Source organism: Serratia rhizosphaerae, assembly GCF_009817885.1.
GTDB lineage: Bacteria > Pseudomonadota > Gammaproteobacteria > Enterobacterales > Enterobacteriaceae > Serratia_B > Serratia_B rhizosphaerae.
Window position 1 is genome coordinate 1,960,796 of record NZ_CP041764.1, and the last position, 14,401, is coordinate 1,975,196.

Sequence of the window (14,401 nt, forward strand, 5' to 3'; positions counted from 1 at the left end):
TGCGTCCTCCACCGTAAGCACACAGGGTAATACCATGGCGAAGAGCGCATGCGCACTGCATATTTTGGTTGATAACGAGAAGCTGGCCAATGAATTGCTGGCCAAACTCAAGCGCGGCGTCAGCTTCGACACGCTGGCGCGCAAATACTCGACCTGCCCGTCGAAACGTAACGGCGGCTCACTGGGCGAATTCAACAAGGGCGCGATGGTGCCGGCATTTGATAAAGCGGTGTTCAGCATTCCGCTGCTCAAGCCGTACGGGCCGGTGAAAACCCAGTTCGGCTACCACATTATCAAGGTGCTGTACCGCAACTGACCGGCGGCGCTCCACAGAAAGAGCGCCGCCCGTGCGTTATTGCGCGCTGCCGTCCGGCGTCGCCGCATCGCCTTCCGGCTTCGGCGCTTCACTCACCACCGCCGGTGGCGGCGCCATAATGCCGTTATAGACGTCCTGCAGCTGCTTCATATTGGTTTCCGCTTCGCCTTTCGGCTGCTGCAGCACCAGCGTAGCGTCCTGCGACAGTTGCAGTTTCAGCGCCTGGTGCAACGACTCCGGCGTCAGCGACGCCAGAAACGCCTGACGCAGCTTCTGATACATCTCCGGGGAAATGTCCACCACGCCGCTCTGCTGCGAACGCAGACGCTGGCTCATCAGCACGTCGGTATCGGTACGGGCATAGGTGGCGAACAGCTTGCTCAGCTGATCGTGCTTCTGCGCCAGCAAATCATCAAACTCCTGCTGGCTGAGTCCGTTGTCGCGCACCGCCGCCATCTCCGTCGCCACAAACTCCAGCGCAGACTTCAGGTTGGCGTTACTGGTGTTGAGATGAATGGCGCACTGCGAACGCTGATACTGCACCCGACAGTCAAAGCCCAGCTGCGCACCCTTCTGCGGGCTCTTTTCCAGCGCGCGCTGCAGGTGCCAGAACAGCGCCTCGCGCGCCAGATCGCTGCGCCAGTAGCGGCTCAGCTGCTGGGAGTCGCGAATCGGCTGCCACGGCGTATCCCACATAATGGACAGCATATCCTGCTGGATTGCTTCATTCATCAGGCTGACCGGCTGCGGCGGCAGCGGCGCCAGGGTCGGCATAGTAGCCGGCGTTTCCCGTTTGCCGCTCAGCGTCGAAAAGGTTTTGTTGATCTGTTCGCTCAGGCTGCGGCTGTCCACCCGGCCGACCACGTACAAGGTCATTACGTCCGGGGTGTACCACTGCTGGTAAAAATCTTTCAGCTGTTCAAGATTGACCGGCCGCTTCACCGCCTGGCCCGGGTCGTGCGCCAGCAGCGTGGAGCCTTTCAGCCGGTAACGCCACCAGGCATCCTGGGTATTGGCGGGGAACAGGCCGATCGGATCGGCGCCGGAATTCACCACCTTATGCACCGTCTGCTCGTCGATCGGCAGCTTGCCGCTGGTTTCCGCCAGCCAGCTCAGCGCCTCTTTCAGCAGATCCGGGCGGTTATTCGGCAAACTCAGGTTATAGAGGGTGAAATCATACGAGCTAACGGCCGGCGGCAGCGGCTGTTCGTCGTCCACGCCCTGCTGCCACAGCGAACGCAGCTGCGGCGAACTTTCGTTGCGCGCCATCGCCAGGCGCGGCAGCAGGTGGGCGAAACCGATCTGCTGGGAAGATTCGACCAGCGATCCGGTATTCACCAGCAGCCGCAGTTCAATGCGGTCGCTTGGCCGCTGCGGCGTATCCAGCACCTGCCAGGAAAACCCGTTGTCCAATTTTCCCTGCTGCCAGGCGGGATCGGGTTGTAGCGCTTCAGCCTGCACGCCGCCGCTGGCGGCCGCCAACAACAGCCCACCCACAAGAAGATGAATTCTGGTGCCCTGCATGTGAACCCCTACTTAATGGCTATCCAATTTATCTTTGATACACGTATTCCATTCACTGGAATCATAAAAGCACGCCCTGAGTTTCACAGTGGGGCGGAAAGTAGAAAGTGTACCATTGTGTTGGACCGCGCGCCTTGTTCGATGTTACCCAATGCGGCGAAAAATAGTCATTGAGGGAGTTTTACAAGCGGAAAAGGTGGAAAACGCCATCGGCCGCCACAACAGCCGATGGCTTGACTTCAACAACCGGCCGTCACGTCGAGCGTTGGCTCTCGTCCGCCACGCCGGCAGGCCGTTTGTTATTCAGCGTATCTTTCAGCTGCTGGCTGTCCAGCTGGTTGCACCATTTGGCCACCACCACCGTCGCCACGCCGTTGCCCACCAGGTTGGTCAGCGCACGCGCCTCCGACATAAAGCGGTCGATGCCGAGAATCAGCGCCAGCCCCGCCACCGGCAGATGGCCCACGGCGGAAAGGGTCGCCGCCAGCACGATAAAGCCGCTGCCGGTCACCCCCGCCGCCCCTTTCGAGGAGAGCAGCAGCACTATCAACAGCGTAATCTGATGCATGATGTCCATATGGGCATTGGTGGCCTGGGCGATAAACACCGCCGCCATGGTCAGATAAATCGAGGTGCCGTCCAGGTTGAAGGAGTAACCGGTCGGGATCACCAGCCCCACCACCGATTTCTTGCAGCCCAGCCGCTCCATCTTGTCCAGCATGCGCGGCAGCGCGGATTCGGACGACGAGGTGCCCAGCACGATCAGCAACTCTTCTTTGATGTAGTTAACAAACTTGAAGATGCTGAAGCCGTTGGCGCGGGCAATCGCCCCCAACACCACCACCACGAACAGGATACAGGTGAGATAGAAGCACAAAATCAGCTGCCCCAACTGCACCAGGGTGCCCACGCCGTATTTGCCGATGGTGAACGCCATCGCGCCGAAGGCGCCCAGCGGCGCCAGACGCATAATCATATTGATGATGCCGAAAATCACGTTGGAGAAGCTTTCGATCACATTAAAGATCAACTGCCCCTTTTCCCCCAGGCGATGCAGCGCAAAGCCGAACAGCACCGCAAACAGCAGTACCTGCAGGATATTGCCGCTGGCGAAGGCGCCGATCACACTGCCGGGAATAATATCCAACAGGAACGGAATAATCCCCTGCTGCGAGGCCTGTTCGGCATATACCGCCACGGCCTTGGCATCCAGCGTCGCCGGATCGACATTCATCCCCGCCCCCGGCTGTACCACGTTCACCACCACCAGGCCGATAATCAGCGCGATGGTGCTGACTATCTCAAAATACAGCAGCGCAATGGCGCCGGTGCGGCCGACGGCCTTCATGCTCTCCATGCCTGCGATGCCGGTTACCACGGTACAGAAGATCACCGGCGCGATAATCATTTTGATTAACTTAACAAATCCATCACCCAGAGGTTTCATCTGAGTGCCGAGGTCAGGGTAGAAATGGCCGAGTAGCACACCCAGCGTAATGGCCATAAGCACCTGGAAATAAAGGCTCTTAAAGATATTTTTTTTCATATGAACATCCTTTGAAGGGGACGCGGACAGGCGGTTATCGGTACTTTTCATGCCTGCTCAACGCCTGCGCGAAAATAACACCCGATTAACAAGATGGGAACAGTTTGCTGAGATCGCGCCTGTCGTTGATATGAATTTAAGAGCTGAAACGGTACAGCTGAAATGAAACGAAAAAACAGCGTAAAACCGGGTTTACGCGCGTTTTTTACAGAAGATTGTATTGCGGCCCCGCAGAGCAAGCGGGGCGCAGAGATAGGCAGCCTGCCGGCGGCAGGCATCAGCGCCAGATAAACCAGGCGAACAGCGACACCACCAACACGCAGAGAATATTCAGCCAAAAGCCGACTTTCACCATCTCGCTCTGGCGGATCTCGCCGGTGCCGTAAACAATGGCGTTCGGCGGCGTCGCCACCGGCAGCATAAAGGCGCAGGACGCGCCAATGCCGATCACGATGGTCAGCAGCGCCGGCGGCATGCCCAGCGCTTCCGCCACCGTAGCGAACACCGGCACCAGCAGCGCGGCGCTGGCGGTGTTGCTGGTGAATTCGGTCAGGAAAATAATAAACGCCGCCACCGCCAGAATAATCACAAACCAGTGGCTGGCGCCAAACAGCGACGCCATGCCTTCAGCCATCACCGCACTGGCGCCGGAGTCTTTAAGGATCACGCTCAGCGTCAGGCCGCCGCCGAACAGCATCAGTACGCCCCACTCGGTATTCTGCTGAATCTGCGCCCAGCTGGCCACGCCGCTGATGCCGATCAGCACCGCCGCGCCTACCGCCACCAGCGTGTCGAACTGCTTCACGCCGCCGAGCAGCGCGCTGATCTGGCTGCTGAGGATCCAGCAAAAGACCGTCAGCAGGAAAATACCCAGCGTAATCCAACGCGGCCGCGTCCACGGGAAGTTTTCCAGCGTGATGTCAAAGCGGTGCTTCAGATTCGGCCGCATCATCAGATACAGCGTGCCGACCATCAGCGGCAGCAGCACGATCATCACCGGCACGCCGAACTTCATCCAGCCGACGAAATCCAACCCCAGCTGCGCCGCGGCAATGGCGTTCGGCGGGCTGCCGACCATGGTGCCCAGGCCGCCGATACTGGCGCTGTAGGCGATGCCCAGCAGCAGGAAGACATAGGTATTGTGATCGCGTTCGCGGTCAAGGTTGCTCAGGATCCCCATCGCCAGCGGCAGCATCATCGCCGCCGTCGCGGTATTGCTGATCCACATCGACAACACCGCCGTCGCGCCAAACAGCATCAACGCCGCCAGCAGCATTTTACCGCCCGCCAGCAACAGCAGCCGGTTGGCGATCAGCCGGTCCAGCTTTTGGATATGCAGCGCCGTCGCCAGCGCAAAGCCGCCGAAGAACAGGAAGATGGTCGGGTTGGCGAACGACGCCAGCGCCTTATCAACGTTCATCATTCCGAGCGCTACTGCCATCACCGGCACCAGCAGCGCCGTCACGGTGACGTGGATCGCCTCAGTCAGCCAGAGAATACCGACAAACGCCAACAGCGCCAGGCCGGTATTTTCCTGCGGGGAAAAAGGCAGCGTGTAGAGCAAAACCGCAAAGAGCACACAGTCGGCCGCCAGAATCAGCAGCCCGCGCCGTGTCGCCGGCGAAGAGGTCGAGGGTGTCAGAGGAGTATCAGCCATGAATTTCACATCCCTTGGTCATCAAATGTGGCAGCTTGTAACAAAATGTGCCAACCAAGACGCCAGCATAAGGGTTGTTTACGGCCTTGTTGAGAAAAAGTTTCTATTTATGCGAGCAGTAACACACCGATAACCACAGCTGGACGCCATAACGGCCTATTTATCGCCGCCGGCAATAAATAGGCGTTCAAACTCGTCGCGCGGCAGCGGGGCCGAGAACAGGAAGCCCTGGCCGTGTTCGATACCGTGTTGCAGCAGCCAGTCGCGCTGCGCCGCCGTCTCCACCCCTTCCGCCAGCACCGGCAACTGCAGCACCTGCGAAATCTGGCCGATAATGCGCGCCATGGCATCATCCGCCGGCAGGCTGCAGATGAAGCTTTTATCGATCTTGATCTGATCGACCGGTAGGCTCTTGAGGCGGTTGAGGTAATGCAGATTGGAATAACCCATGCCGAAATCGTCCAGTGAGATAGACAAACCCAGCTCATGCAGCTCGCGCAGCTTCGCCAGCAGGTGATCGAAGTCGTCAATACGCACCGTTTCGGTGATTTCCAGCTGCAGCTGACGCGGGTCGATCTGGTGCTGCGCCAGCAGCTGTTTCAGGTGGGGGATAAACCCGGCGTCTCGCATCTGCAGCGGTGAAATATTTACCGCCAGCGGCAGGCCGATGCCCCGCGCCCTCCAGTCGGCCAGCATGCGGCAGGCCTCTTCCAGCACCCAGTTGCCCAGCGGCACCATCACCCCCAGCTCTTCCGCCAGCGGGATGACATCCGCCGGCAGGCTGAAGCTGCCGTCATACTGTTGCCAGCGCAGCAGGGCTTCCGCGCCGATCGGCGCGTTGCTGCGCATCGCCATCTGCGGCTGCAGGAACAGGGCGAACTGGTTATGTTCGATACCGTGCAGAATTTCGCTTTCCTGCGTCAGGCGCTTTTGCGTGCGTTCCGTCAGCCGCGGCTCAAAGAACAGAATGCGGTTCTTGCCGTCGCGGTGGGCCGACATCATCGCCGACATGGCGCTGCGCAGCAGCTGTTCAGCGTTCTCCCCCGGCTGGAGGTAATGGGCGATGCCGATGCTGGCGCTCGGCCGCAATGACAGCGCCTCAACGTTCAGCGGCGCGTTGATCTGCCGCATAATACGCTGCGCCAGCTGCATGGCGTGAAACGGCCGTTCAATGCCCTTCGCCAAAATGGCGAATTCGGCATTGCTCAGCTGCGCCAGCAGCGAATCCTTATCCAGGCACTGGCGCAGCGTTTCCGTCAGCGCCAGCAGCAGGCTTTCCCGCTGCCGCGGCGACAGCACGCCGGTGGCCTCATGCAGCGTTTCAATACCGATCACCAACAGGTTAAAACGCTGGGGACGCAGGGACGAGGCGATATGTTGCTCCAACAGGGCGGTCAGCAATACCTGATTCGGCAGCCCGGTGACCGAGTTGCGCGTACTGAGGCGGCTCATATCCGCATACGCCCGCGCCAGCCGCTGCTGATTGCGGTTGTAGTTGCGCACCAGCAGGCCCAGTTCATCGTCCTGATGCAGCGTCGGCAGCATCAGCTGATGATACGGCGCATCCTCTTCGGAGATATTTTCCAGCTCTTTCGCCATCGCGCGCAGCGGATAGACCATCAGCCGGTTCATGCACCAGGTGATGGCGATCGACAGAATCAGCGCCAGCAGCAGATAGGTCGACAGCATGGTCGACAGCGCGCTGAGGATAAATTTGTACATGCGGTAGGAGTCGGCCTGCAGCACCAGATAGGCCAGCGGCTGCGGATTGGCCGGCACGCGCTCCAGCGAATAGAGCGGCACCGAGATGCGCACCGGCAGGTCGAACAGCCGCGCAATCGCCGCCGGCACCGGACGTTCCGGCGGAAAATTGGCGTGCAGCGCCTGCAGTTCATTCGGCAAGACGATATCCGCCTGCGTTAGAATGCCGACCGGCAGCAGCGAGTTCAGCACGCGTTTGCTTTCCCGCATATCCATGCGCAGCACCGCGTCCGCCAGCGGCTGACGCACCGAATGGGCGATATTCTCCAGCTGTTGGGCGTAGTCATCCCTGCGCTGCTGCACAAAATGGAACAACTGAATCACGATAAAAATACAGATCGTCACCAGCGCCACGCCGGACACCGTCGCCATCTGCTTAATCGTTAATGAACGCCTGACGCGCAAATCTGCTCTCCGTTAATCGGACTGAAAGAATGATCAGGGATGGGAGTCACGCCACGCCCTTTTGAACCGGTTCGAGTATACGCGATCGCTGCGTGTTTTTATCTTGCCATTGTTATGGAAGAACTTAGAAATACGCGGGTTTCAGTCTTTTCCTAGCCTGAACACAGGGTAGCAAAACTACCCTGTGGGCGACACTCTGAATCTGTCTGATTCTTTCCAAGGGCGTGCGGGGGTGAAAAGAGGCCGGCGCGCCGCTATTCCCGGAAGGGAACCCCGCGCCGGCCGGTGCGTTACTTGAAGTCGGCGTACGGCGTTAACGGCTGCGGCGGCAGATCCAGATCGCCCTGCCAGCCTTCCTGCGAATAGCGCAGATAAATCAGCGCATGGCTTGGCGTGTAGTCTTTCGCCTGCTGAATATCCACACCGGCACCGAGCGTCCAGTGCGACGTCAGACGGCGCTCGACGATGGCGCGCAGCGTATAGCCGACCCCGGTGGAGGAGCTGCCGCTTTCGACGGCCTGTTTATCCGGCAGCGAATCCGGGATCAGCCCCTGCAGCGGATAACGCCGCTGGCTGTCGGTTTTCGAGTGGGACAGCGACACCGAACCGCCCACCTCAAACGACCAGTTCTCGGTGCGCTGGCGATAGTTGACCGGCAGCGCCAGCGACATATAGCGCTGCGGGCTGTAGTAACCGCCCTGCCCCAGCGAATAGCCGCTCAGATCCTTCTGGTAGTGCCACAGCATAGTGTTGAGGCCGATCGTCGCCCGCCGGTTATCCTCGTTGATCAGCTTGTAGTAATAACCGGCCATCAGACGTTCACGCTGGTTATCCGCCACGTTTTTACCGGTTAGCTGATGGGCGCTGAGATCGGCCCAGACGCCGTGCGCCTCGCCGCGGTCGTAGCTGGCGCTCAGGCTGACGCCGGTGGCACGTACGCCGCCCCAGGTTTTACCGGTGTTGGGATCGCGGGTGCCGCCGTAGGCCAGCAGCGAGCTGGAGATCGGCCGCTTTGATGCGCCGAGCGTCCAGCCGATATGCCGCCAGTCGCCGCTGTAGGCCAGGCCGCCGACCCAGTCGACCACCTCGAAGCCCATCGGCGTCGTGCCGATATCCGCCTGCCAGCGGTCGTTCTTCCAGCCCGCCGCCACGCTGGTGCCGTTGGTTTTTTGCCGCTCATCGCCGCTGCAGCCCACATCATGGCAGGTGCCGAAGGTTTCGTACGATTTGCCGTCGCGGGTCGAGAAACGCCCGGCGTTCAGCTGGACGGTATCGGTGCGCAGGAAGGCGCGCCCGTCGTACAGCGGCAGGTCCACCTGCAGCATGGTGTCATGCGCCCGATAGTCCGACACCCCGCCGGTGCCGCTGGAGCCCCAATAATCGTGGTCCAGCGTCACATTCACATCCTGCTGACGGTACAGATCCGCCGCGTCGGCGCGGATGCCGCGTTTGAGCCAGTCATCGCCCGGCGTATTGCGCGTCAGACGAGTATAGTCGTCATTATTCTGCGGGATGTCCGCCGTGATGCCGCCGGCCACCATCGCCTGCTGATAATCCTGCCGCGCCAGATCCGGTTGCCGCTGTTCGCGCTCCAGCCTGGCCGCATCACGGTAAATCAGCGCCTTGCCCTGACCGTTCTCTTCCTGCGCCGCCGCCGTCTTCAGCTGGCTGAAGATCTCACCCGCCTTCTGCCGCTCGCCCACCGCATGCCAGGCGTTAGCCTCGCGGCGCCGGCCGTTAAGCGACGTCTCCTGCGCCGATGATGCGCTCTGCAGCCGCTGACGCGCTGCCGGCAGATCGCCCTGCGCCACATAGGCTTCAATCTCGCCCAGCCGCGCATCCGGATTGTTCGGTTCGCGCGCCCGCACGCGCCGGTAATCCGCCAGCGCGCTCTGGTAGTCGCCGTTCGCCAGCGCCCAGTCGGCCAGCGTCAGATCGATACGCGTGGCCGTCGGCTGCCGCTTCAGGTAGGCGATCGCCGCCGCCTCATCGCCGCCGCTGCGCAGCTGTTCGGCATGGTCCAGCGTCGCCTGCAGCCGCAGCCGCTGCGCCAGCTGGCGGATATCATCATTCCAACGCGCCTTGGGCAGCGTATCCAGCTGCGCCAGCGCCTGCCGGTCGCGATCGCTGCCGGAGAGATACAGCGCGTAGGCATACGCCTGCTGCGGGCTGTCGGGCTGCCGCTGCGCCAGAGAACGGAACAGCTCGTCGGCCTGCTGCGGCTGTCCGGCCTGGCGCAACGCCTGCGCATAACGGTAGGTCAGCCACACATCGTCCGGATCCTGCCGCTGCGCCTGACGGTATTTCTCCGCCGCCTGGTGCCACTGCTGCCGTTGCGCCAGCGCCTCGGCGTCCTGCTTCAGCATATCGAGCCGCAGGCCGTCGAGCGTACTGCGCATTTGGCTCTGCTGCGCGCGCGGCAGGCTATTGAGATAGGCCAGCGCCTTCTGCGGCGACTGACGCTGATAAATATTCGCCAGCCCGCGCACCGCACTGCCGCTGTTGCGGTCAAGACGCAACGCCTGCTGGTAATAACGTTCCGCCGCGGCGTCGTCATGACGCGCCACCGCCACGTCGGCGAGGCCGATCAAGGCATCGCTGTCGCTGGCGTCGACCTGCCGCGCCCGCAGGTACTGCTGCTGCGCTCGCGCCAGATTGCCCGCCTTCAGCGCCCGGTCGCCTTCGGCAACCGCCAGCCAGTAACTGTTGGTTTTGATCAGGCTCTGCCATTTGCCGCCGTCATAGCCGTTCTTGTCGGCCTGTTGCGCCTGACGAAACAGCGCGATGGCCTGCGCGCGGTTGCCGGCGCGCGCATAGGCCAGCCCCAGCGCCCCCAGCACTTCCGGATCGTCCGGGGAGGCGGCCAGCGCTTTTTTCAGTTCCGGGATCGCGGCGCGGCCGCCGCCCTTGCCGACCTGCGCCAGTCCGCGCGCCCGCGCCTGATAGGCCGGATCCGCCAGCAGCGTCTGCTGCCGCGCCAGCTCCTGCCGGGCTCCGGCGGCCTGATCGCCACTGCTGAACACGCCGAGGAAACGGTTAAGCGCCGCCACACTGTCGTTGCTGACCGGCATCGCCTTCACCTTATCCAGCCACAGATCGGCGGCTTCACCCCGACCGGCGCTATCCGCCGCCACCTGTTGCAGCAGCGCGTAGGCCTGCGCGTCCTTATTCTGACTGAACAGCATACGCGCCAGCGCCATGCGCAGCGGTACGCTGCCGGGATACTGTTTATCCAACGCCTGCAGTTTGCTCGCCGCCGCCGCTTCCTGCCCCGGCAGCCGGGCCACCAGCCGCCAATATTCGATCGCCAGATCGAGCGTCGGCGGCTCGCCCTTGAACAGCGCGTCGTAGGCGGCCTTCGCTTCCGGCAGCCGTCCCGCCGTCGCCATCAGCCGCGCCTGCTGCAGCTGCTGCCGCGTTTCCGGCTGGGTCAACAGCATATTCATCTGTGCCTGCCGGTAGGCCCCCGACTGCGGCGCAACGCCCTTTAATTTCTCCAGCTGCTGCCGCGCCAGCTCGTGGTTGCCCTGACGCAGCGCCAGACGCATCCGCGCCGAAATCACCTCGGGATTATCCGGATCCATCAGCTCCAACCGGTGCAGAGACTGGCGCACCAGCTCGTCTTTATGGCTGGCTTCGCCAACCCGCACCTGCTCCAGCAGCCACTGCTCGGGCGATACGGCATCTGCCCCCAGCACCGGCGGCATCAGGGCCAGACTCAGGGGAAACAGCCCCAGCCAATTTATTCTGAAGTTGCGCATTGACGATCCCAGGCAGGGTGCAGTTCACCCTGACGGTTAAAACGGTAACGTTGTTCATCCCAGCCCTGGCCAAACAGCGTCAGCGATGCGCTGAAGTAGGCGTCGTTGCCCGGCGGGTGGTCGATTATTTTCTGCCTCTGCGCCGCCAACGCCTCAGGCTGCTCTGCCAGCAGCGGCAGCAGGGCGGCGGAAAAGCCCACCGGGCCGCTGCCATGGGTTTTGCCGCTGGCGGTATCGGTTTTTTCCGGCGGCACGCCCTGCTGTGCGGTCAGCTGCGCCATCGGCTGAAAGCGCCGCACCAGCGCGGCCTTGAGCGGATCGTCGTTCGCCAGCATGCCCGCCCACAGGTAAACGCGGATGGCGTCATAACTGCCGACGTTTGGCTTGGCCTCATCGGGGTGCCAGCCCTGCGCTTTGCGCCATACCACCCAGTCCGGCGAGAAGCCGTGCGGCGCAGTCTCCAGCCACAGGCGCTGATTGGACTCGCGCATCGCCTGCCACGGCCCGCGCAGCGCGGCAAAACGCGCCAGCAGCTGCGGCGGCAGGTAGCTCGGGTTGAGCCGCCAGCCGTCGTCCTTCACAAAACCGACTTTACCGGGCAGCAGCATCGGCCCCAACCCGGGAATATCAGCCACCTCTTCGCGCGCGATGCGCTGCAGCAGCAGAGTGCCCAGCGTCTGATAGCGGCGGCTGTCCCACAGGCGGCCGGCCTCCAGCAGACTGTAGGCAATCCACAGATCGGAATCGGATGCCGAGTTGTCATCCAGCACCGTCCACGTTTTCTGCTCATTTTCGCCCCACAGCCAGGCCGGCAGGCGGGCGCTGAGATCGCCCTGCGCCAGATTGTCTTCGGTCCAGCCCAGCAGGCGGTCAAAAGTCGGGCGATCGCCGGCCACCAACGCGAAGAACAGGCCGTAGCTCTGCCCTTCCGAGGTGGTGATGCGGTTGGGCGAACTCGGGTCGATCACCCGGCCGCCCTCGCTGATGTAGTCCTGCTTATAACGCTGCCAGGCCGGCCAGTCGCAGCCTGCCGTCGCGCCGAACGCGCACAGCAGCAGCAGGCTCAGGGAGTATTTCAGCAGTACGCCCATGGCGTTAATCCCGATCTTCCGGCGCCAGACGACGGCGGCTGTAGGCTTTCAGAGCGCGCCACAACATCAGCGCCAGGATCACCACCACAATCACCGCCAGCACCGCCAGCAGCACCGGATGGGTCGACAACGCATGCCAGACGCGCTCCCACCACGGCAGGTGGCCGACGTAATAAATATCGCCCACGCGCAGGCTGTTGACGCCGGATTCGCGGATCACCGCCACCGAACCGAACATCGCGGCGCGCTTGCCGCTGTCCAGCAGCGCGTTGTTCAGCAGTTCATAGCCGCGCGGGCTGTCGGCCAGCAGCGCCACCATGCTGCGCTGTTTATCGAACGGCGACTGCACGCCGATAATCGCCGACAACGCCCCTTCCGAACGTACGCTGGTTTTGCTGTCGGCCTGCGCATCTTCCGCCTGCACGTCCGCCATCGGCAGCGTCGGCTGGCGACGCGGCTGTTTCACCCAGCTCTGCGTCGCATCCACCAGCAGGCTGACTTTCTTATCGTCACGCAACTCCGGCGGGATAGCGCCGATCAGCAGCAGATCGCTGTCCGCGTCTTTGGCCTGCCCCCAGTCGTCGCTCAGTTTGACCGCCAGCGCCGGGTAGCCGGTTTGCGCGCCGATATTACCCAGCGCGTTCAGCATCGCGCTGACCTGCGCCGGCTGCTGCTGTTTATTCACCAGCACCAGCGTCTGCGACAGATCCGCCAGGCGGCTGAACGGGAACGCGGCGTTGGCGAAGGCGCGCAGATCCGGCATCGCCATAAAGTGGCGGTAGCCGGAGAAGTCGATGGTCGAACTGCCGTCGATCACCGCGTGGTTTTGCGTAAAGGAGTAAGCTTCACAGCGCCCTTCCGCACCGCTGGCCAGCAGCGTGGTGTAATCGAAATCGAAGCGCAGCTGGTTGATCGCCCCCAGCCGCAGCGCCGGGATATTGACGTCCTTATCCGAGTCGATCAGTCCCTGCGTCAGCGGCAGACGCAGCAACTGCGAACCTTGCTCATGCTCCGGCAGCAGTGAATACGCCTGCATAAACTGGTTGTTCAGGCTGACGTTCAGCCGCGAACCGTCCTGAATACGCGGCGGGGTATAGCGATATTTCAGGCGCATATCGATGCCGGTGCTGCGGATCAGATACAGATCCGGCGGCAGATTCATGGTCAGCGAAATCGGGCCGGGCTGAATGCCGCTGGTTTGCAGCTGCTCGGCATACTGCTGCAGTTCGGTAAAGGTCATCGGCCGATCGGTGCGCACCCAGTTCGGCGCGTCGTACGGCTGCCGCGGCTGCAGCTGCTCCACCTTGTCCACCAGCACATTCTGGCCGCGGAACAGAATATTGCCTTGGGCGATGCCCTTCACCGCCGTTACCAGATCGTTGTCATCGCGGCCCTGAATCAGCAGCAGCTTGACGTAAGGATTATCCGGATGGCTGATCATCTCCACCGTCGGGCCTTTCACCGCCGGGTAATCGCGCAGGAAATCCGGCCGCCGATCGTTGGTGGCGAACACCACCGCGTGGCGTTCAGGCAGCTGATTAAACAGCGTCGGGAAGGACTGCCCGCGCCACTGCGCCTTGCTGCCGAACCAGGAAGCCAAAATACCGGCGGCGCGCTGCTGGGTGATATCCGGCTGGCCGGCAAACACCATCGGCAGCGTCAGCGGACGGTTGTCGCGGCTGTCGAAGAACGGCTCCGGGAAGTGCGACAGCTCATTTTTCAGCGGCAGCGTCTGGTAGCGCAGCTTCAGCGAGCTGCCCTTGCCGACGTCGAGCCACAGCGCGCTGCTGGCCGGGTTTTCACAGATGTTCTGATAGTGGCCGACAAACACCAGCTTCACGCGGTTAAAATCGGTGATATAGCGCGGATCGATCGCCATCTGGACACGATTAGGCTTACCCAGCTGCTCTTTGGTCAGGGTGGTGACGCCCATCAGTTCGTCGTTAAGGTACACTTTGACGTGCGATTCTACCGGGATCAGCGCCGGCGACGGGGTAAACTCCAGGTCCAGCATCGCCTGCGACACCACCTCGTCGCTGCGCACGCCGAACTCAATCTGCCCGTCAGGATGAGTGCCGCGCAGGGTAAAAGTGCCCGGCGGCGGCGCAATCTGCGCAAACGGCAGCTGTACGTCGCGCACCGGCGCGTTCGGATCCTGCGGCACGGCCGGGTTGAGCGGCGCGACAAGCGGCGCATCGGCGTTCGCCGGCGGCGTCACCTCCGGCGCGGTGGCGGGTGCGGCCTGCGACAACGTACTGATGCCTAAGGCCAGCGCGGTTAACCAGGTAATTTTTCTCGTCATCGTATCATCATCAAAGTTAGCGCCGGCGCGGAAGCCCG

The 14,401-nt window shown here is 62.1% G+C and carries 8 protein-coding genes; 1 reads left to right on the forward strand and 7 read right to left on the reverse strand.

Going from position 1 to position 14,401, the window contains the following annotated elements; all coding sequences use genetic code 11:
* The first annotated feature begins 34 nt into the window (after nucleotides 1-34).
* Nucleotides 35-316 (forward strand): peptidylprolyl isomerase PpiC, encoded by a 282-nt coding sequence (ppiC, locus tag FO014_RS09235; RefSeq protein WP_160029171.1) that lies wholly within the window; start codon nucleotides 35-37, stop codon nucleotides 314-316.
* A 36-nt stretch (nucleotides 317-352) separates the two neighbouring features.
* On the opposite strand, the gene FO014_RS09240 is transcribed toward ppiC, so the two are convergent.
* The 7 genes from FO014_RS09240 to bcsB form a co-directional block, all read right to left on the reverse strand.
* Nucleotides 353-1,840, reverse strand: a complete 1,488-nt coding sequence (locus FO014_RS09240; RefSeq protein WP_160029173.1) for a M16 family metallopeptidase — start codon at nucleotides 1,838-1,840, stop codon at nucleotides 353-355.
* A 253-nt stretch (nucleotides 1,841-2,093) separates the two neighbouring features.
* Nucleotides 2,094-3,386, reverse strand: a complete 1,293-nt coding sequence (locus FO014_RS09245) for a dicarboxylate/amino acid:cation symporter (RefSeq protein ID WP_105229316.1) — start codon at nucleotides 3,384-3,386, stop codon at nucleotides 2,094-2,096.
* Nucleotides 3,387-3,663: 277 nt separating this feature from the next.
* A complete protein-coding gene (locus FO014_RS09250; RefSeq protein ID WP_160029175.1) occupies nucleotides 3,664-5,043 on the reverse strand; it encodes an SLC13 family permease in 1,380 nt (459 codons plus the stop codon).
* A gap of 156 nt (nucleotides 5,044-5,199) precedes the next feature.
* Nucleotides 5,200-7,209, reverse strand: coding sequence for a biofilm formation regulator HmsP (hmsP, locus tag FO014_RS09255; protein ID WP_160029177.1), 2,010 nt, complete (start codon nucleotides 7,207-7,209; stop codon nucleotides 5,200-5,202).
* Between the two features lie 290 nt (nucleotides 7,210-7,499).
* Nucleotides 7,500-10,970: a cellulose synthase complex outer membrane protein BcsC gene (bcsC, locus tag FO014_RS09260; protein WP_160029179.1), complete on the reverse strand. Its 3,471-nt coding sequence runs from the start codon at nucleotides 10,968-10,970 to the stop codon at nucleotides 7,500-7,502.
* Nucleotides 10,952-12,061, reverse strand: coding sequence for a cellulose synthase complex periplasmic endoglucanase BcsZ (gene bcsZ / locus FO014_RS09265; protein WP_160029181.1), 1,110 nt, complete (start codon nucleotides 12,059-12,061; stop codon nucleotides 10,952-10,954). Before bcsZ ends, bcsC begins: the two co-directional genes overlap by 19 nt.
* 4 nt (nucleotides 12,062-12,065) lie before the next feature.
* Nucleotides 12,066-14,363 carry a cellulose biosynthesis cyclic di-GMP-binding regulatory protein BcsB gene (bcsB, locus tag FO014_RS09270; protein WP_160029183.1) on the reverse strand — a complete coding sequence of 766 codons (2,298 nt, stop codon included), beginning with the start codon at nucleotides 14,361-14,363 and terminating at the stop codon, nucleotides 12,066-12,068.
* Between the last annotated feature and the right edge of the window lie 38 nt (nucleotides 14,364-14,401).